This is a genomic window from Pseudomonas sp. MEJ108, assembly GCF_030208985.1.
GTDB classification, from domain to species: Bacteria; Pseudomonadota; Gammaproteobacteria; order Pseudomonadales; family Pseudomonadaceae; genus Aquipseudomonas; species Aquipseudomonas fragariae.
The window spans coordinates 57,007-76,814 of record NZ_JARVSW010000025.1 but is presented as its reverse complement, the minus strand read 5'-3'; the positions used below and the strand labels follow the sequence as shown (position 1 = coordinate 76,814).

The window sequence follows — 19,808 nt, the reverse complement described above, 5'->3', positions numbered from 1 at the left end:
ATGGCCAAGTTGATTGGAAGCATGGCATCGCGAAACAATGAATCAGTAATAACCGTGTTCGGTCATCCGGCCACGCTCGAGCGTCAAGTAACGCTGGCAAAACTCTTTACCTTCTTCTACTGCGTGGGTAACAAGAATCAAGGCCATCCCGTCATCCTGCATCATGCGAATTCGTTCGTGGCATTTGCGCTTGAAGTCTTCGTCACCTACCGCAAGTACTTCGTCAGCCAGTAACGTCTGAGGCTCGACATGAACGGCGACTGAGAAACCCAGCCTCATGTACATGCCTGACGAATAGTTCTTTACCGGTGTATCGATGAAGTTTCCCAACCCGGAAAAATCGACAATCTCGTTGAAGCGCGAACGCACTTCCTTGTTACTCAATCCAAACAGACTGGCATTGAGGTAGATGTTTTCCTCGCCGGTCAGTTCAGGGTGAAAGCCCACCCCTATTTCGATTAGCGGTGCCACCCGACCCACGCTGGTCAGCCGCCCACTGGTGGGCACAAGAATGCGTGAAACCAGTTGCAACAAGGTACTTTTACCTGAACCGTTATGCCCCACCAGTGCAAGCGACTCACCTTTGTGCAAGGTGAACGATACATCGCTGACTGCCGTGAATGTTTCGGCACGTTCACGGTATTGAGCGTCAAACAGCCCGAGAAACTTCTTCTTCAAACCGCCTCTGTTGTGGCGTAGAACAAACTGTTTGGAGAGGTTTTCTGCCTTGATGACGACGCGACTCATAGATACTCCACCACGTTGTCCACCTTCCTGAACATCAACAGGCCCACAAGCAGCGACGCAGCGCCCATGAGCACGCACAGCAGCAGATCACGGGTCTCCGGAACGACTCCGGCATGCAGAATGCTGGTGAAACTATTGAAATAAAGGGCTACAGGGTTATAGGCCGCAATGCGGGCGATACCGTCGGGCAGCGATGAAGTCACCCATACGATGGGTGTGAGCCAGAACAACAAGGGTAGAAACACGTCGATGAAGTGCTTGGCATCCCGTACGGTGACCTGAATGACACTGAGTGCCAGACCAAAGCCCATGATCAATGCCATGAATGCGATCAGCACAATCGGATAAAACAACAGCGCACGTGAAAAGACACCACCGAGCATGGCAAATAGCGATGCATAGACGAGCATGCAGCCGGCCCAGAAAACTACAATTGCCAGCGCCCCGGAAATGGGTAACAACAGACGGGGGAAACGCAACTTTCGAATGAGGTTGCCGTTATTGATCAGCCACTCCCCGCTTTGCGAAACAATTTGTGCCAGAAGCATCCAGTGGACAACGCCTGTCACCAGGTGCAGCGCAAAGCGGTCCTGACTACTGGGCAGAATATAGGTGAACACGGTGTAATACGTGAGCGTTACAACCAGCGGATTACCCAACGACCAGACAAAGCCCAACGTTGCGCCCATGTAACGGATTTTTATTTCCTTGGAAACAAGATTGATGATCAGGTCACGCCACTTCATAACGCCCGGACTGTAAAAAGACGGCATACGGTATCCAGCTATTAATAGGTAAATCAGAGAGAGCGACTTTGACAACCAAGATCATAAATGGATAACCTTATGGCCTCATGCTGCGAACACATGTTCTCTTCTTTTACCCAGCTACAGCTATAGGACGCCGCCTTAGTTCCTGTAGGAATATTCTACAAGCTACCAACGGCAGCGAAATGCGCCCCTCGCCACACTCGTTCGCGATCGCAAGGCACTTCCCTGCACGCGCGTTGATCTATAACGTCAATGGTCCTTTGCAACACGACCGCCCCAGCGATCACCCTTGAACAAGCGAGGCTTCTCATGACCCAAACGTCCTACACCCCGCCGAAGGTCTGGCAGCAGGAAACAAAGGCGGGCGGCACGTTCGCCAGCATCAACCGGCCCGTCGCCGGCCCCACGCACGACAAGGAGCTGCCGGTCGGCAAGCACCCACTGCAGCTTTATTCGCTGGCCACCCCCAACGGTGTGAAGGTCACGATCATGCTCGAAGAGCTGCTGGCGCTCGGGCACAGCGGCGCGGAATACGATGCCTGGCTGATCCGCATCTCCGAGGGCGATCAGTTCTCCAGCGGCTTTGTCGAGATCAATCCCAATTCCAAGATCCCGGCATTGCTGGACCGAAGCCATGAAACACCCGTTCGGGTATTCGAGTCCGGATCCATCCTGCTGTACCTGGCAGAGAAGTTTTCCAGCTTCCTGCCCGCCGACCCGGCAGGCCGTACCGAAACGCTGAACTGGTTGTTCTGGCAGATGGGCGCTGCGCCTTATCTGGGTGGTGGTTTCGGGCATTTCTATGCCTACGCGCCCGAGAAACTCGAATACCCCATCAACCGCTTCGCGATGGAAGCCAAGCGCCAACTCGATGTGCTGAACCGTCGTCTGGGCGAGCACCGCTACTTGGCTGGCGACACCTACACGATTGCCGATATCGCGGTCTGGCCATGGTATGGCGCACTGGTGCAGAACAAGGTGTATTCGGCTGCCGAATTCCTCTCGGTACACGAATACCCGCACCTGATTCGCTGGACCGAAGAAATCGCCGCACGCCCGGCCGTCATCAGAGGCCAGAAGGTCAACCGCACCTGGGGCGAAGAAGCCGATAAGGTTCCGGAGCGGCATCAGGCGTCCGATCTGGATAAATAAGGCACACGTCAAGTCCTTCGCGGACAGAGTCTATCGCGACGATGAGGTAGTGTCAGCGGTGCTGACACAATTGCCTTGGACCCATCACCTGATCATCTTCAGTCAAAGCAAGCGCCCCGAAGAGCGTGAGTTTTATCTGCGTATGGCAATCAGGGAAAAGTGGTCCAGTCGCGAACTTGAGCGCCAATTCAAGAACGCTCTATTCGAGCGCACTGTCACCCAGCCAGCCAAAGCCTCGGCGATGCTCAAGGAAACCCGGCCGGCCGCACTGGATATATTCCGTGATGCCTACATGGTGGAGTTTCTGGAACTGCCACCGGGGCACGCCGAAGCGAAACTGCATGAGTTCTACGCGAGCGCTGTGTTGAACGATCAGTGATACCTGCCAGGCGCACGATGCATTACGCTTGCGGGTACCTGAGCCGCAGCCTGCAAGCCTTTTCCACCCGGAGCCTCCAATGCCGCAAGACAAAGACCCTCGTGCCCACACCGCCCTGTCGCAACGCGGCCGCAGCGCCGGCAGCGGGCCCGGGATTGCGGTCAACCCACCCGTCGTGCGCCTCAGTACGGTGCTGTTCGACAGTCTGGAAAGCTTGCGGCAGGCGGAAATTCGCACCACGGGGCCGGAGCGCTCGTTGACTTACGGCGCCAACGGCAACCCGACTGCGTTTGCCTTGCAGGACCTGATCTCCGAGCTCGAAGGCGCACACGGCACCTGCCTGTACCCGACCGGGCTGGCCGCAGTGGCACAGATGTTTCAATCGTTTCTGCGCCCAGGCGATCATGTCCTGATCACCGAATCGGTCTATGGCCCTGTTCGACGGCTGGCGAAAACCATGCTGACCGCCTTCGACATCCAGTTCGACTTCTACGCGGCCGACGGCAGTAACGTGGAATCGCTGATCAAGGCCAACACCCGGATGATCTATGCCGAGGTGCCCGGCTCGCTGACATTCGACATGTGTGACCTGCCCGCTCTGTCACAGCTGTGCAAAGCAAGGAATCTGCTGCTGGCTGTGGATAACTCCTGGGGCTCGGGGGTGCTGTACAAGCCGCTGGCGCTGGGCGCGGACATTTCGCTGATGGCCCTGACCAAGTACGTGGCCGGCCATTCCGACGTCATGATGGGCAGCGTCAGCACCACCGAAGCGCATTGGCATACCCTGAAAACCATGAACACCGCCGTGGGCAATACCGTCAGCCCCGACGATGCCTATCTGGTGCTGCGTGGTGCCCGCAGCCTGGCGGCGCGCATGGCCATGCATGAGCGCCATGCGCTGCAGATCGCACAATGGCTGCAGGCCCAGCCTCAGGTTGCCCGCGTGCTCTATCCCGCTTTGCCGGACGATCCAGGCCACGCGATCTGGAAGCGCGATTTCCATGGCTGCAACGGCTTGCTCAGTTTCGAATTCAACACCGCTGACCGGCAGGTGCTGGATCGCTTTACCGGCGCGTTGAAACTGTTCGGCATCGGCTATTCCTGGGGTGGCTTTGAAAGCCTGATCACGGAAGTGGAACAACACGGTCCCGAGCGCGGTGCAGGGCCGATGCTGCGGCTGCAGGTCGGCCTGGAAAGCCCGGAAGACCTGATCGCAGACCTGCGCAACGGATTCGCGGCAGAGTGCCCCCGGCAGCCGCTTTAAGAGCGCGGCTCCGTCGCCGCAATTTGCCCAGACGCCATCGCTCTGCTAGTGTCGCGCGGTTTAACCTCTACCGGAAATGCCCTCATGGCCCGCAAGAAAGCTGCACTGGATTTCGAACAGTCACTCGCTGATCTGCAAGCGCTGGTAGAGCGGCTGGAGAATGGCGAGTTGTCGCTGGAAGACTCCCTGACCGCCTTCGAGCAAGGTGTACGCCTGACCCGCGACTGCCAGAGCGCCCTCACCCAGGCCGAGCAGAAGGTTCAGGTGCTGCTGGAGCGCGATGGCGAGCTGAGCGAAGAGCCGTTCGACGATGCGGAACTCCCCGAATGATCGCGAGCTATCAAGCGCAAAGCCAGACTCGCGTCAACGCAGCACTCGACGGGCTGTTCAAGGCTCCGGGCCCTGAGCTCGAACGCCTCTACCAAGCCATGCGCTACAGCGTGATGAACGGCGGCAAGCGCGTGCGCCCGCTGCTCGCGTATGCCGCCTGCGAAGCACTGGGCGGTGTAGCCGAGGATGCCAACGGCGCCGCCTGTGCCGTTGAACTGATTCATGCCTATTCGCTGGTACATGACGATTTGCCGGCAATGGACGACGACGACCTGCGTCGCGGTCAGCCGACCACGCACAAGGCCTTCGATGAAGCCTGCGCGATCCTCGCCGGTGACGGCCTGCAAAGCCTGGCTTTCACGGCCCTGCTCGCCCCTCACCTGACGTCACGCGATGCCGAGACGCGTCTGCAGATGGTCACGGCCCTCGCGACTGCGGCCGGACCGGCGGGCATGGTGGGTGGTCAGGCTATCGATCTGGGTTCAGTGGGGCTGAAGCTCGATCGGGCCGCGCTGGAATACATGCATCGCCACAAGACCGGCGCATTGATCGAAGCCAGCGTCCGGCTTGGCGCACTGGCCAGCGGTCACGCCGATCAGCCGCGCCTCGATGCTCTGCAGGTCTACGCGCGGGCAATCGGCCTGGCGTTTCAGGTTCAGGACGACATTCTCGATGTCGAAAGCGATACCGCGACCCTCGGCAAGCGTCAGGGCGCCGACATCGCCCGCGACAAGCCGACCTACCCGGCGCTGCTGGGCCTGGAAGCGGCCAAACACTACGCACTGGAACTGCGTGATCAGGCGCTGCAAGCGCTGAGCCCGTTCGATGCCGCCGCAGAGCCGTTGCGCCAGCTGGCACGCTACATCGTCGAACGTCGCCACTGATCACTGTCACCGGACCGGAAAATCCGCTGAATCAACCACGCTTCATCGTGGTCTCAGTCATTACACATGTCAGTCGGCAGATCATCCGCCGACTCACTTCATGGGCAGCGTACGATGCATAAGGTAAACTGCCGCCTCTTTTACTTATAACGATTCGCCTGATGCCCACGACGTTCAAAGAGATCCCCCGCGAGCGCCCGGTCACGCCGTTGCTCGACCGAGCCGATACCCCGCACGGCCTGCGCCGTCTGGGCGAAGCCGAGCTGGAAACCCTGGCCGATGAACTGCGCCTGGAATTGCTGTATTCCGTTGGCCAGACCGGAGGGCATTTTGGTGCCGGCCTCGGGGTCATCGAGCTGACCATCGCGCTGCATTACGTTTTCGACACCCCGGACGACCGTCTGGTGTGGGACGTGGGTCATCAAGCCTATCCGCACAAGATCCTCACCGGCCGTCGTGCGCGCATGTCCACCCTGCGCCAGAAGGAAGGGGTTGCCGCCTTTCCGCGTCGCAGTGAAAGCGAGTACGACACCTTTGGTGTCGGACACTCCAGCACCTCGATCAGCGCCGCGCTGGGCATGGCGATTGCCTCGCGCCTGCAGGGCAGCGAGCGCAAATCGATTGCCGTGATCGGCGACGGTGCGCTGACTGCCGGTATGGCCTTCGAAGCGCTGAACCACGCGCCGGAAGTGGCCGCCGACATGCTGGTCATTCTCAACGACAACGACATGTCGATCTCGCGCAATGTCGGCGGGCTGTCGAACTACCTGGCCAAGATTCTTTCCAGCCGCACCTACAGCAGCATGCGTGAAGGCAGCAAAAAGGTGCTTTCGCGCCTGCCCGGAGCATGGGAAATCGCGCGGCGCACCGAAGAGTACGCCAAAGGCATGCTGGTCCCGGGCACGCTTTTCGAAGAGCTGGGCTGGAACTACATCGGCCCTATCGACGGCCACGACCTGCCGACCCTGATCGCCACGCTGCGCAACATGCGTGACCTGAAGGGCCCGCAGTTTCTGCATGTGGTGACCAAGAAGGGCAAGGGGTTTGCACCGGCTGAAGTCGATCCGATCGGCTATCACGCCATTACCAAGCTCGAGCCGCTGAATGCGCCTGCCGCGCAGAAAAAGATCAGCGCACCGAAATACTCCGGCGTGTTCGGCCAGTGGATCTGTGACATGGCCGACGCTGACGCACGGCTGGTCGGCATCACGCCCGCGATGAAGGAAGGTTCGGATCTGGTCGCGTTCAGCGAACGCTTCCCCGAGCGCTACTTCGATGTGGCCATCGCCGAACAACACGCAGTGACCCTGGCGGCCGGTATGGCGTGCGAAGGCAGCAAGCCGGTGGTGGCGATCTATTCGACCTTCCTGCAGCGTGGCTACGATCAGCTGATTCACGACGTCGCAGTACAGAACCTCGACGTGCTGTTCGCCATCGACCGCGCCGGACTGGTGGGCGAAGACGGCCCGACTCACGCAGGCAGCTTCGACCTCTCCTACCTGCGCTGCATCCCCGGCATGCTGGTGATGACGCCGAGCGATGAAAACGAACTGCGCAAGTTGCTCAGCACCGGTTATCTGCATACCGGCCCTGCAGCAGTGCGCTATCCACGCGGCACCGGCCCTAACGCGGTGATCGAGGCCGATCTTGAACCGCTCGAGATCGGCAAGGGCGTTGTGCGGCGTCAGGGCCAGGGCGTTGCGATACTGGCGTTCGGCGTGCAACTGGCCGAAGCGCTGGTGGTGGCCGAGAAGCTCGACGCAACGGTGATCGACATGCGTTTCGTCAAACCACTGGACGAAGCCCTGGTCAGCGAAGCTGCCGCCAATCACGAGTTGCTGGTCACACTGGAAGAAAACGCCGTCATGGGCGGTGCCGGTGCTGCGGTCAGCGAGTTTCTGGCACGCGCCAATATCCTCAAGTCGGTATTGCACCTGGGCCTGCCGGATGTCTACGTCGAGCATGCCAAGCCTGCGCAGATGCTCACCGAGTGCGGCCTGGATGCCCAAGGGATCGAAGCCGCGATCAATGAGCGACTGGCGCTGATTGGCTGACTGCCAGAGCTTCCTCACGCGCCTGGCGTGAGGAACGATCATCACCCGCCCTCGTGCAGCAATCCTGATAACATGCTGCGCACCTCGACACTGCCGCGATGCCAGCCGATGCCTCATGTGACCCGCTCCGCCTCCACGCCTGAATTGACCTCGCTGTTCGCCGCCCTGCAGCAGCACTTCATGCAGGTCGTCGTTCCGCTGTGGCAGGGGCCTGGCTGGAACGCACAACTGGCATTGCCCTACGAAGCACTCGACGCCAGTGATCAACCGTTACCGCCGCAACGCTATCGCGCCATGGCCTGTGCGCGTCAGCTGTTTCTGTTTTCCAGCCTCATCGATCACGCGCAAGTGCCGGATGCACGGGCGCGGGCCGGTGAATTGTTCCGTTCCCTGCAACAGCACTTCCACGATGCCGAGCATGGCGGCTGGTTCTACAGCATTGATCCACAAGGCAAGCCGCTGGATCGCCGCAAGGACCTCTACACCCACGCCTTCATTATCTTTGCCTGCGCCCATTACTGGGCGAACGTGCAGGACCCGCTGGCAGAGTCGGTGCTCAACGCAGCGCTCAACGTTGTGGCAGAACGCTTTGCCGACGACGACGGGCTGTACGAGGCGCAGCTCGCTGAGGACTGGTCGGTATTGGGTACCGGACCGTTGCAAAACCCCTTGATGCATCTGGCAGAGGCGTTTCTGGCTGCCCTGTCGGTGCGTGCCGACCCTGCCACGCAGGCGGCACTGGACGCACTGGTTATCCACATGCAGCGCCGTTTCGTCGATACCGCAACCGGCGTGATGCTGGAGAAGCCTCTGGGCGCTGTGGATAACTGGTACGAGCCAGGGCATCAGTTCGAATGGTTCTTTCTGCTGCAATCGTCGCCGGAACTGCACGGGCGCGAGCTGCATGAATCCATGACCCGCGCGTTCGCCTACGCTCAGGCGCAGGGCGTCGATCCACACAGCGGCGCTGTGACGGCGATGCTGGCGCTCGATGGTACGGTACGCGATGCCACCCAGCGTATCTGGGCCCAGGCGGAATACCTGCGGGCCATGGCCCTGCGCCCGGACTGCGAAGCGGCCTTGACCCAGCAGTTGTCGGCCTTCGAGCAGCGCTTTCTGCATGCCAGGGGCTGGAACGAGTGCGTCGAGCCCGATGGCAGGGTCAGCCGCAGCGACATGCCGTCGACCACGCCCTACCACCTGGCGACCTGCTACATCGGCCTGGCAGATTTCGTCGAAAATCGCTTCGTCAGTGCATTCCCGCCGCCAACACCCGCAGACAGCTGATCGGGCCGCAGCTGCGCGGCCCGATCAGCAATCAATCAACCGCGGTTGCGATCAATCGCAAAGCCGGCCCAGGTCTGGCTGACAGGCATCAGTTCCAGGCTGTTGATGTTGACGTGCGCGGGTGTGTTCATGATCCAGAAGATGGTGTCGGCGATGTCCTGAGGCTGAATCGGCTCGGCACCTGCGTAGGTGGCGTCGTACTTGGCCTGATCACCGCCGAAACGCACCAGCGAAAACTCGCTCTCGCACAGCCCCGGCTCAAGGTTGGTGACGCGCACGCCGGTGCCGATCAGGTCGTTGCGCAGGTTCAGCGAGAACTGCCCGACAAAGGCCTTGGTGCCACCGTAGACGTTGCCGCCCGGATACGGGTAGTTACCGGCGACCGAACCCAGGTTGACGATGCTCGCGCCGCGACCGTGCGCGATCAGACGCGGCAGCAGCAGACGCGTGGTGTACACCAGACCTTTGACGTTGGTGTCGATCATGGTGTCCCAGTCATCCAGATCGCACTTGGGCGCAGGATCGATTCCCAGCGCCAGACCGGCATTGTTGATCAGCCCGCGAATGCTGCCGAACTCTTCAGGCAAACCTGCGATGGCGCTCTCCATCGCCTTGCGGTCACGTACATCCAGCACCAGCGTATGCACCTTGGTCTGCTTCGACAGCTCGGCGCTCAAGGCATCCAGGCGGTCCTTGCGTCGACCGGTCAGCACCAGCGACCAGCCCGCCTCGGCGAAACGACGGGCACACGCCTCGCCAAAACCGGAAGTGGCGCCCGTGATGAATACAGTGGAAGTCATTTCATTCTCCTGACATGGCGCAAAAACAGCGCTGCCTGTTAATAAGTTTCTGGCAAGGGCAGCAGAATGCCCGTCAGCGGGACATCGATGCAACAACCGAGTGTATTTGTACAAAAAACAACCAACCCGGAGCGGGCCATGCGCTACGGGCCTCACAGGCACTTTTGCCCACCTTATCCACAGTCAGACCCACAATCTCTGGGGGCAAGTCAGGTACGCTGAACATCACGTGTTTCGGGGCCTGCAGCGTATCAGGCGAAGTTTTTTCCTTGACTTTGCCCGAGACCGCCAAGGGGTCGCCAAGCGTCAGAAAACAGTGATGGCCTGTAGCCCAGACCCCATAACGTCCGGGGCAGTCTTTCCAAGGCTTGTTAACAGACTTATCCACAGGCTGTTCGCCTGTAAAGCCTGTATGAACGACCAGCCCGGATGCTGTTGACAAATGCCCCGTCACGTCGGCCGAAAACCTCTGTACGAAATTTGATCATTCTTCTGCAGGCCTTATGCATAAAGGGCTGCAGGTAAATACTCCCAAGTTATTAACAGCCGGTTCCACAGTAAACCTGAACAAGTCAAAACGGTGACAAAACAACCCTTTGCAGCGGTTTTATGTCGCACTTATCAGACGCGCCAAAATTGTTTTCCACAATTGCAGACGACCGCGCCCCGGATGTTTGAGCATCCGGGGCGCGCGACGAAAACGGCAGGGTTTTGACGAACTCAGTGCCCGCCCAGATAAGCGTTCCTTACCTCTTCATTTACCAGCAATTCCTGCCCCGTGCCGGACAGGCGAATCTCGCCATTGACCATGACATAGGCCCGGTCGGACAGCTTGAGCGCATGGTTGGCGTTCTGCTCGACCAGAAATATCGTCATGCCCGTGGCTGCCAGTTCACGCAGGGTCGAGAAGATCTGTTTGACGATGATCGGGGCCAGACCCAGGCTTGGCTCATCGAGCAGCAGCAATTTCGGACGACTCATCAGCGCACGGGCGATGGCGAGCATTTGCTGCTCGCCTCCGGACATGGTCATGGCGCGCTGATTGCGGCGCTCCTTGAGCCTGGGGAACAGCTCGAACATGCGCTGCATGTCTTCGGCCGAATGCTTGTCGCCAATCGGAATGGTGCCCATCATCAGGTTTTCTTCGACCGACATGTCGGGAAAGACCCGCCGTCCCTCCGGCGACTGCGCAATGCCGTTGGAGGCGATGTAATGCGAGGACTTCTGGGTGATGTCGGTGCCCTGATAGATGATCTGCCCGCTGGCCGCGCGCGGCTGACCGAAGATCGACATCAGCAGCGTGGACTTGCCCGCGCCGTTGGAGCCGATCAGGCTCACCGTTTCACCCTCATTGATGTGCAGCGAGACTTTCTTCAGGGCCTGAATCGGCCCGTAAAACACATCGATCTCTTTCAGTTCGAGGATCGGCTTGCTCATACCAGCTCCTCTTCATCAGCGCCCAGATACGCAGCGATCACCTTCGGATCATTACGGATCTGTTCCGGCCCGCCCATCGCAATCACGTTGCCATGGTCGAGCACCACAATATCGTCGGAAATCCCCATGACCATGCCCATGTCGTGCTCGATCAGCACAATGGTCATGTCGTGCTCGTCACGCAGCAGGCGGATCATGCCGCTGAGTGCCTCGGTTTCCTGCGGGTTGAGACCGGCAGCCGGCTCATCCAGGCAGATCACCTGCGGCCGCGTGCACATGGCTCGCGCAATCTCCAGACGGCGCTGCTGCCCGTAGGACAACTCGCCAGCCAGACGGTTGGCGCAGTCCACCAGATCGACCACCTCCAGCCAGTAGAACGCAGTGTTCAGCGCATCCTCTTCGGCCTTGCGATAGCCCCTGGTATTCAGAATCCCGCTGATCAGGCTGCGGTTGACCCACATGTGCTGGGCGACCAGCAGGTTTTCGACGACCGACATTTCCTTGAACAGGCGAATGTTCTGGAACGTGCGCGCCAGCCCTGCCCTGTTGACCAGATGGGTGCCGCCGAACATTTTGTAGTACACCCGGCTGAGGAAGCTTTTCGGCGACACGAAGTCGGTCGCCTGGAACGGTTCGCCCAACAGCCTGATCACGTTGGTGGTCTTGCCACGGGTGTGCAGCTCGATGCGCCCGCCAGTGGCCTTGTAGAAACCGGTCAGGCAGTTGAAGACCGTGGTCTTGCCTGCACCGTTGGGGCCGATCAGGGCGAAGATCGAATTGCGCCGGACCTTGAGGCTGACGTCGCTGAGGGCCTTGATGCCGCCAAAGTGCATCATCAGGTGCTCGACGGAGAGAATCACTTCAGTGTTCATCGCGCAGCCCTCTCTGTCACCAGCGCGCCCTTGCGCGGTTTCACCCCGGTGCGGCTGATGCGAATCAGGCCGCGTGGTCGCCAGATCATCATCAGCACCATCAGAATCCCGAACAGCAGCACGCGGTATTCGGAGAAGCTGCGCAGCAGTTCAGGCGCAACGGTCAGCACGAACGCGGCGATCACCACACCGACAGTCGAGCCCATGCCGCCCAGCACCACGATCGCCAGAATCAGCGCCGACTCGAAAAAGGTGAATGAGGTCGGGTTGACGAAGCCCTGATAGCTGGCGAAAAACACTCCGGCAAGGCCTGCGGTCGACGCACCGATGGTGAACGCCGACAGCTTGACCAGCACATGATTGAGGCCCATCGAACGACAGGCGATCTCGTCTTCGCGCAAGGCTTCCCATGCACGCCCGATCGGCATGCGGGTCAGGCGATGCTTGATGAACAGCACCGCCAGCACGACCAGGAATAGCACGGTGTAGATGAAGATGAATTTCAGGTCCGGGTTGTAATCGAAGCCGAAATACTCATGGATCGGCACCCCGCCGTCCTTGGCGCGTCGGCCAAACTCCAGCCCGAGGAAGGTGGGCGCCGGCACCGGCACACCGTTCGGGCCGCCGGTGAACGACAGCCAGTTATTCAACACCAGGCGAATGATCTCGCCGAACCCGAGCGTCACAATGGCCAGATAGTCGCCATGCATGCGCAACACCGGGAAGCCGAGAATGCACCCGGCCAGCGCCGCCGCGATCGCCGCCAGCGGCAAGGCCGACCAGAAGCCCAGGCCCAGATACTGATAGCCCAGCGCCAGACCATAAGCACCGATGGCGTAAAACGCCACGTAGCCAAGGTCGAGCAACCCCGCCAGACCGACCACGATGTTCAGCCCCAGGCCCAGCAGCACGTAGATCAGACCGAGGATGACCACGGTCAGAATGTACTTGTTGGCGAAGATCGGGAACACGATGGCAATCACGATCAGCAGCGGAATGACCCAGTACAGGCTCGATCGATGATCCGGTTTGAGTACATGCACGCCGGAGTCGGAGCTTTCGAAGCTCTGGGAAACACGCAGGCCTCTGGGTGTTTGCAGAAACAGACTGATCAGAAAGCGACCGATCATGACCACGCCCACCAGCCAGGCCACGCGGGTCGGTTGCAGGTTGAAGCTGTAGCCATCGAGCACGATCCCGACAATGGGGCCGAACACGATCAGCGCCAGCAACCCGGCGACTACGGCATCGATCAGACTCTTCTTGATGTCGACAGGTTTGGAAACAGGAACAGCAACAGGAGCGGACATACTTATACCTTCGCCACGAGTGGGCGACCCAGCAGGCCTTGGGGACGGAAAATCAGGATCAGCACCAGCAGGCCGAAACTGAACACGTCTTTGTAATCGGAGTTGATCAGACCGGAGAACTGCGACTCGGCAACCCCCAGGATCAAACCGCCCAGCATGGCACCCGGCAACGAGCCGATCCCGCCCAGCACGGCGGCAGTAAACGCCTTGATGCCGATGATGAAGCCGGCATAGAAGTCGAACGTGCCGTAATTCATGGTGATCAGCACACCGGCCAGCGCCGCCATGGCCGCGCCGATGATGAACACATAGGAAATGACCCGATCGGTGTTGATGCCGAGGATCGAGGCCATCTTGCGGTCTTGCTGGGTGGCCCGGCACATGCGGCCCAGCTTGGTGTACCTGATGATGTAGGTCAGCACGCCCATGCCGACGAACGCTGCGATGAGGATGAAGATCTTGGTGTAGGTGATCTGCACGAAGCCGCTGCCGACCTCGAAGCGCCACGCGCCTTCGAGCAGCGTAGGCACGCCTTGCTGGCGCGCGCCTTGGCTGATCTGTGCGTAGTTCTGCAGGATCAGGGAAATGCCGATAGCGCTGATCAGCGGCGCCAGACGGGTCGAGTTGCGCAGAGGCTTGTACGCCACGCGCTCGATGACGAAGCCGTAAACGCCGGTGACCACAATGGTGAAAATCAGCGTACCGAGAATCAGGAACGGAAAGGATTCCACGCCGAAGAAAGACAGAACCGCGAGGCCGATAGCGGCCAGGTAGGCGGAAATCATGTACACGTCGCCGTGGGCGAAGTTAATCATGCCGATGATGCCGTAGACCATCGTATAGCCGATGGCGATGAGGCCGTAGACAGACCCGAGAGTGAGTCCGTTGACCATTTGTTGCAGGAAGATTCCATCCATCACGCACGCTCACACAAAAAGGCAGCTCAGCACCCCGCCAGTCACACCCTCGTGAGGCATGACCGACAGGTCCGAAAACGATAAAAGAGATGCAGGCTCGCTCATGGGCGAGCCCATCACCGGGTCAGCACCTGACGCGCAGGACTGACGCGAGGTCTATCTCACTTCTGTTTTTCGAGTTGCTTGTATTTGCCGGCGGCGTCCCACTGGTAAACCACATAGTCGGAGACTTTCAGGTCACCCTTGGCATCCCAGGCTTTTTCACCCATGACGGTCTTGACCGGGTTGGCCTTGAGCCACGTGGCAGCTGCGTCACCCTTGTTGGACTTGGCGCCATTGAAACCGGCCGCCAGGGCCTGTACCGAAGCGTAGGCGTAGAGGGTGTAACCTTCAGGCTCGTAACCGGCCTTGCGGAACTGATCCACCACAGCCTTGCTGTCCGGCAGTACGCGCGGGTCAGCGCCGAAGGTCATGTACACGCCATCGACGTACTGTGCGCCACCTGCAGTGGTGACCAGCTCGTCGGTCACGACGCCATCATCGGACATGAACTTGACGTCCTTGAGGCCCTGCTCGCGCATCTGCCGAACCAGCGGACCGGCTTCCGGGTGCAGACCGCCGAAGTACACGACGTCAGCGCCCACCGAACGAATCTTCGTGACCAGCGCACTGAAATCTTTCTCGCCACGGGTCAGACCCTCTTCGAGGATCGGCTTGACGCCACGCGCGGTCAGTTGCTTGGCCGTTGCGTCAGCGAGGCCCTTACCGTAAGTGTCCTTGTCGTTGATAACGGCGACTTTCTTGCCTTTGAGCACGTCGACGATGTAGTCGCCGGCAACGATACCCTGCTGGTCGTCACGGCCGCACATGCGGAACATCTCTTTCAGGCCACGCTCGGTCACGGCCGGGTTGGTCGAGCCTGGCGTAATGGCAATAACGCCAGCATCGCCGTAGATCTCCGAAGCAGGGATGGTCGACGACGAGCAGAAGTGACCGACCACGCCAATCACCTTGTCCTGATCCACCAGGCGGTTGGCAACTGCCACGGCCTGCTTGGGCTCACAAGCGTCATCGCCCGCGACCAGTACGATTTTCTCCCCGTTGACACCACCTGCCGCATTGATCGCGTCGGCTGCTGCCTGCGCGCCCTTCATGTACTGCTGACCAAACGACGCGTTCGCGCCGGTCATCGGGCCCGCTACGCCGATTTTCACGTCCGCCTGTGCAAACGAAGACACGCCCAATGCAGTAGCCACTGCGATTGCCAGAAAACCTTTCCTGTAAAACGTATGCGACATAAGTGGTGCTCCTGAGGGTATTTTTTTAGTTGGCACTTTCATGATCGAACAGATACAGAGTTGCTCAGAGCAAGGCGCGTGCCATCGCTTTTTGGTTGAGGGCGATGTCGTGTTTTTCGTGTCGTTCCATCATTCAACACCGCGCAACAGGGCACCGTGGGCACTTCGGGCGCGCAAGGTGCAACCCCGGACGAAAAAAGAGCAACCCACGCGCACTCGAGTAGCAACCAGCACATGCCGGGATGGGCAACCCACCTGTAACAGCACACGTCACCGAATTGCACACGCCCGGTGCGTGAACGCTACGAGACGCACCATTTGAGGCTAGCGGATTAAACGAGACCTGCCGCAGCCATCGTCAGATTCTGAAAAGCGCGTCACGCGACGCCAGTAATAACCTCCCCGCGTACACCCGACAAACGACCTTTAAGCGAGATATCATTCCGATTATTCATAACGCTTACGCCAGCCCCCGCGCGCCGCAGACAGAGAAGTCATCATGCTGAACAAACGTCACCTGCCCTCGATAGCCGCATTGCAATGCTTTGAGGCAGTGACCCGGCACCTGAGCTTCACGCGCGCGGCAGAAGAACTCAACCTGACCCAGAGCGCCGTCAGCAAGCAGGTCGCACAACTCGAAGAGCTGGTTCAGCACCTGCTGTTTCAGCGCGTGCGCCGCCGTCTGCAACTGACGCCAGCCGGGGCGCTGTACCTGGCTGAAGTGCGCAAGATCCTGACCCAGATCGAGATGTCTACCCACTTCCTGCGCTCCTACGGCGGAGAAACCGAGGTGTTGCGCGTCTCCACCCCGTCGACATTTGGCGCGCGCTGGCTGGTGCCGCGCCTCAAGGGCTGGCGCTTGCGTCACCCGCACATTCACCTGGACCTTATCAACGAACAGGAATCCGATGACCTGATCAAGGGCCGCTGTGACGTGTCGTTCTATTTCGGCCAGGCGGCCATGCCCGGCGCAGAAAGCGTGAAGCTGTTCGGTGAGGAACTGGTGCCGGTGTGCGCCCCCGAAAGCCTGCCGGACGAGCCTCTCGCCGACCCGACCCAACTGAGTGAACTGGTCCTGTTGCAGAATGCCTTCCGCCCCGAAGCCTGGCATGAATGGTTCGAAAGCCAGGGCTATCACACCGACCACAGCTATCACGGGCCGCGCTTTGAAACCTTCTATATGTGCATCCGCGCGGCACAGGTCGGCTGCGGTGTCGCGCTGCTGCCACGCTTTCTGGTCGAGGAGGAACTGGCCGAGGGCAAACTGGTGATTGCCTGGGATTACGCATTGCCCAGCACTAACAGCGCCTACTACCTGTCCTATCCGGAACACACCGCCGACGTGCCCAAAATCCGGGTTTTTCTACAGTGGATGCTGGAACAGTTGGATCAACCCCCCGCTTAAGGGCGACAATGCACACCCATCCGGCCGTGAGCCTTCCATGGTGACAGACAGGAAGTCACGCGCCCCACTTTATCCGGCTGCTCTGGAGAGCCTGATTCAATGAGCGAGAGCGCCTTTTCCAATCGCATCGTGCAAAGCCTGCTCGATACCGATTTCTACAAGCTGACCATGATGCAGGCCGTCCTGCACAACTACCCGAACGTGGACGTCGAGTGGGAATTCCGTTGCCGCAACGGGGAGGACCTTCGCCCCTATCTGGATGAAATCAAGCACCAGATCGAGCTGTTGTGCGAGCTGTCGCTAAGCCCCGAACATCTGGCCTTTCTGGAACGCATCACCTTCATCAAACCGGATTTTCTGCGCTTTCTCGGGCTGTTCCGCTTCAATACCCGCTACGTGAAAACCACCATCGAGAATGACGAACTGTGCATTCGCCTGCACGGGCCGTGGCTGCACGTCATCCTGTTCGAAGTGCCGCTGCTGGCCATCGTCAGCGAAGTGCGCAACCGGCATCGCTACCCGGACACCCTGCTCAGCCAGGCGCGGGATCGTCTGTATGACAAGTTCGAATGGTTGACCACGCATGCCACGACGGATGAGCTGGCCGAGCTGAAAGTGGCGGACTTCGGCACGCGCCGGCGGTTTTCCTACCGCGTGCAGGAAGAAATGCTCGGCGTCCTGAAAAACGACTTTCCAGGCCAGTTCGTCGGCACCAGCAATGTGCATCTGGCCCGCCAGCTTGACCTCAAGCCCTTGGGCACCATGGCCCACGAATGGATCATGGCCCATCAGCAGCTGGGACCGCGTCTGATCGACAGTCAGATTGCCGCGCTCGATTGCTGGGTCCGTGAATATCGCGGCCTGCTGGGGATCGCGCTGACCGACTGCATCACCACCGATGCCTTCCTGAACGACTTCGATCTGTACTTCGCCAAGCTGTTCGACGGTTTGCGCCATGATTCGGGCGACCCGGTGAAGTGGGCCGAAAAATGCATCTCGCATTACCAGAAGCTCGGTATCGACCCGATGAGCAAGACCCTGGTGTTTTCCGATGGGCTGAACCTGCCCAAGGCGCTCGATATCTTTCGCGCGTTGCGCGGACGCATCAATGTCAGCTTCGGGATCGGCACCAACCTGACGGCCGACATCCCCGGCATTGCGCCGATGAACATGGTATTGAAAATGACGGCGTGCGCCGGTCAGGCCGTGGCGAAGATCTCTGACGAGCCCGGCAAGACGCAGTGCAAGGACCCGAACTTTGTCGCTTACCTGCGGCATGTGTTCAAGGTGCCGGATTTGCCGACCCCGGAAAAACCCGCTTGAATTGTCCTATCTACGAGGAGTGAATCATGCACGCCGTACAGCGCCAGATTGCTGAACAGCTCAAGGTCCAGCCACCTTTCGCGGACCAGAACGCGCTGCAGGCCGAGGTCGCCCGCCGCGTCAACTTCATCAAGGAGTGCCTGCAGAACGCACGGCTCAAGACTCTGGTGCTCGGCATCAGCGGCGGAGTCGACTCGCTGACGGCCGGCCTGCTCGCCCAACGCGCGGTCAAGGAACTGCGTGAAAGCACGGGTGACAACGCCTATCGCTTCATCGCCGTGCGCCTGCCTTATGTGGTGCAGGCCGATGAGCACGAAGCCCAGGCCTCTGTCGACTTCATCGAGCCGGACGAGCGCCATACCATCAACATCGGCAGCAGCGTCAAGGCCCTGGCCGCTGAGGTGAAGGCCTTCGACGGGCTTCCAGCGACTTCGGTGGATTTCGTGCTCGGCAACACCAAGGCGCGCATGCGCATGGTCGCGCAGTACACCGTCGCCGGCGCTTACCATGGCCTTGTGATCGGCACCGATCACGCGGCCGAAGCGGTGATGGGCTTCTTCACCAAGTTCGGCGACGGCGCATGCGACCTGGCACCGTTGAGCGGCCTGGTGAAAAACCAGGTACGCGCCATCGCCCGCCATTTCGGCGCACCTGAATCGCTGGTCGAGAAAGTGCCGACTGCGGACCTGGAAGACCTGTCACCCGGCAAACCGGACGAAGCTTCGCACGGCGTGACCTACGCCGAGATCGACGCCTTCCTGCACGGCGAACCGGTACGCGAGGAAGCGTTCCGGATCATTTGCGAAACCTACGCCAAGACCCAGCACAAACGCGAGTTGCCGTACGCGCCGTGAGTGATCTGCGCGGCACGGATTTGTGACGCTCATTGCTGGCTATCGTGCCGACGCTCTGCGTCGGCATGCAGTTCTGGACGCTCCGCGTCCGATCCTGAATGTGCGCAGCGGCTCAGATCTGTGACGCAGAGCGTCACGAACGGCATTCCCACGCGGAGCGTGAGGAACGATACTCTCAGACGCTCAAGGGACCTGTCGTTACTTCAGGGTCACAGCGCCTTTCATCATGCTGATGTGCCCGGGGAAGGTGCAGAAGAACTGGTATTCCTGTGCAGGGTCGAGCTTCGACACGTCAAACGTCACCGAGTCCTTTTCGCCAGCGCCGATGACTTTGGTGTGGGCGATGACGCGGCTGTCGTCCGGCTTCAAATAGTCCTTGTCGATGCCCGCGGCCATGCCGTCGGTGACGACTGCCTGGGTGTCGGCCTTTTTGCCCAGCACCCAGTTATGGCCCATGACATTCTTCGGCAGGCTGCCGGAGTGAGTCAGGCTGACGGTGAATTCCTTGCAGCTCTTGTCGATCTCAATGGCTTTGGTGTCGTACATCATTTGATCGGTCGAATCGACTGTGACCGAGCACTCGGCAGCCAGCAATTGACCACTGGCCAGCGACAACAGCGAAATCGCTACAAGCTTGCGAATCATTTGAATCTCCAGGGCAGGACTTGATTAACGTAAAACTGATGTAAGAAGAGAGTGCCCGATCAGCGCCGGGGTTCCAAGGA

The 19,808-nt window shown here is 59.8% G+C and carries 18 protein-coding genes and 1 pseudogene; 10 read left to right on the top strand and 9 right to left on the bottom strand.

The features are described from left to right. Nucleotides 1-42 precede the first annotated feature (42 nt). The gene (locus tag QRN50_RS13320) at nt 43-747 is read right to left on the bottom strand and encodes an ABC transporter ATP-binding protein (protein ID WP_096126991.1); all 705 of its coding nucleotides are present in this window, start codon (nt 745-747) and stop codon (nt 43-45) included. Beyond that, nucleotides 744-1,520: an ABC transporter permease gene (locus QRN50_RS13315; RefSeq protein WP_024638280.1), complete on the bottom strand. Its 777-nt coding sequence runs from the start codon at nt 1,518-1,520 to the stop codon at nt 744-746. The genes QRN50_RS13320 and QRN50_RS13315 overlap by 4 nt, the downstream gene beginning before the upstream one ends. A 306-nt stretch (nt 1,521-1,826) precedes the next feature. Here QRN50_RS13315 and yghU point away from each other — a divergent pair, with 306 nt between their 5' ends. The 7 genes and pseudogenes from yghU (at nt 1,827) to QRN50_RS13280 (ending at nt 8,867) form a co-directional block, all read left to right on the top strand. Beyond that, nucleotides 1,827-2,669, top strand: a complete 843-nt coding sequence (yghU, locus tag QRN50_RS13310) for a glutathione-dependent disulfide-bond oxidoreductase (RefSeq protein WP_096126990.1) — start codon at nt 1,827-1,829, stop codon at nt 2,667-2,669. After that, nucleotides 2,584-3,012 (top strand): annotated as a pseudogene (locus QRN50_RS13305) (DUF1016 N-terminal domain-containing protein); the annotation flags it as partial. The gene yghU and the pseudogene QRN50_RS13305, both read left to right, overlap by 86 nt. Before the next feature lie 115 nt (nt 3,013-3,127). Continuing rightward, nucleotides 3,128-4,312, top strand: a complete 1,185-nt coding sequence (gene metC / locus QRN50_RS13300) for a cystathionine beta-lyase (RefSeq protein WP_096126989.1) — start codon at nt 3,128-3,130, stop codon at nt 4,310-4,312. Between the two features lie 84 nt (nt 4,313-4,396). Further along, a complete protein-coding gene (locus QRN50_RS13295; protein ID WP_002551852.1) occupies nt 4,397-4,642 on the top strand; it encodes an exodeoxyribonuclease VII small subunit in 246 nt (81 codons plus the stop codon). Next, nucleotides 4,639-5,526 carry a polyprenyl synthetase family protein gene (locus tag QRN50_RS13290; protein ID WP_096126988.1) on the top strand — a complete coding sequence of 296 codons (888 nt, stop codon included), beginning with the start codon at nt 4,639-4,641 and terminating at the stop codon, nt 5,524-5,526. The genes QRN50_RS13295 and QRN50_RS13290 overlap by 4 nt, the downstream gene beginning before the upstream one ends. Nucleotides 5,527-5,687: 161 nt before the next feature. Further along, a complete protein-coding gene (dxs, locus tag QRN50_RS13285) occupies nt 5,688-7,580 on the top strand; it encodes a 1-deoxy-D-xylulose-5-phosphate synthase (RefSeq protein ID WP_024638285.1) in 1,893 nt (630 codons plus the stop codon). Between the two features lie 72 nt (nt 7,581-7,652). Beyond that, complete coding sequence (locus QRN50_RS13280; protein ID WP_024638286.1) at nt 7,653-8,867, top strand: AGE family epimerase/isomerase; 1,215 nt, start codon at nt 7,653-7,655, stop codon at nt 8,865-8,867. Nucleotides 8,868-8,902: 35 nt separating this feature from the next. Here the strand turns inward: QRN50_RS13280 and QRN50_RS13275 are convergent, their stop codons facing one another. The 6 genes from QRN50_RS13275 to QRN50_RS13250 form a co-directional block, all read right to left on the bottom strand. Next, a complete protein-coding gene (locus QRN50_RS13275; RefSeq protein WP_004407873.1) occupies nt 8,903-9,667 on the bottom strand; it encodes an SDR family oxidoreductase in 765 nt (254 codons plus the stop codon). 720 nt (nt 9,668-10,387) lie between these two features. Further along, the gene (locus QRN50_RS13270) at nt 10,388-11,104 is read right to left on the bottom strand and encodes an ABC transporter ATP-binding protein (protein ID WP_004407872.1); all 717 of its coding nucleotides are present in this window, start codon (nt 11,102-11,104) and stop codon (nt 10,388-10,390) included. After that, nucleotides 11,101-11,976 (bottom strand): ABC transporter ATP-binding protein, encoded by an 876-nt coding sequence (locus tag QRN50_RS13265; RefSeq protein ID WP_096126987.1) that lies wholly within the window; start codon nt 11,974-11,976, stop codon nt 11,101-11,103. The genes QRN50_RS13270 and QRN50_RS13265 overlap by 4 nt, the downstream gene beginning before the upstream one ends. After that, nucleotides 11,973-13,286, bottom strand: a complete 1,314-nt coding sequence (gene livM, locus QRN50_RS13260; RefSeq protein ID WP_057458435.1) for a high-affinity branched-chain amino acid ABC transporter permease LivM — start codon at nt 13,284-13,286, stop codon at nt 11,973-11,975. The genes QRN50_RS13265 and livM overlap by 4 nt, the downstream gene beginning before the upstream one ends. A 2-nt stretch (nt 13,287-13,288) precedes the next feature. Beyond that, nucleotides 13,289-14,203, bottom strand: coding sequence for an ABC transporter permease subunit (locus tag QRN50_RS13255; protein WP_096126986.1), 915 nt, complete (start codon nt 14,201-14,203; stop codon nt 13,289-13,291). A gap of 161 nt (nt 14,204-14,364) precedes the next feature. Beyond that, the gene (locus QRN50_RS13250; protein ID WP_096126985.1) at nt 14,365-15,501 is read right to left on the bottom strand and encodes a branched-chain amino acid ABC transporter substrate-binding protein; all 1,137 of its coding nucleotides are present in this window, start codon (nt 15,499-15,501) and stop codon (nt 14,365-14,367) included. Nucleotides 15,502-16,000: 499 nt separating this feature from the next. Between QRN50_RS13250 and QRN50_RS13245 the strand changes: the two genes are divergently transcribed. From QRN50_RS13245 to nadE, 3 genes are all read left to right on the top strand, one after another. After that, on the top strand, nt 16,001-16,906 hold the full coding sequence (locus QRN50_RS13245; RefSeq protein ID WP_004407856.1) for a LysR substrate-binding domain-containing protein: 906 nt from the start codon (nt 16,001-16,003) through the stop codon (nt 16,904-16,906). A gap of 99 nt (nt 16,907-17,005) precedes the next feature. After that, entirely contained in the window at nt 17,006-18,229 is a 1,224-nt protein-coding gene (gene pncB / locus QRN50_RS13240) for a nicotinate phosphoribosyltransferase (protein WP_057450409.1), read from the top strand. Nucleotides 18,230-18,255: 26 nt separating this feature from the next. Next, nucleotides 18,256-19,083, top strand: coding sequence for an NAD(+) synthase (nadE, locus tag QRN50_RS13235; RefSeq protein ID WP_003317217.1), 828 nt, complete (start codon nt 18,256-18,258; stop codon nt 19,081-19,083). A gap of 198 nt (nt 19,084-19,281) precedes the next feature. Here nadE and azu read toward each other — a convergent pair whose 3' ends face one another. Continuing rightward, nucleotides 19,282-19,728 (bottom strand): azurin, encoded by a 447-nt coding sequence (gene azu / locus QRN50_RS13230; protein ID WP_057457384.1) that lies wholly within the window; start codon nt 19,726-19,728, stop codon nt 19,282-19,284. Nucleotides 19,729-19,808 lie beyond the last annotated feature (80 nt).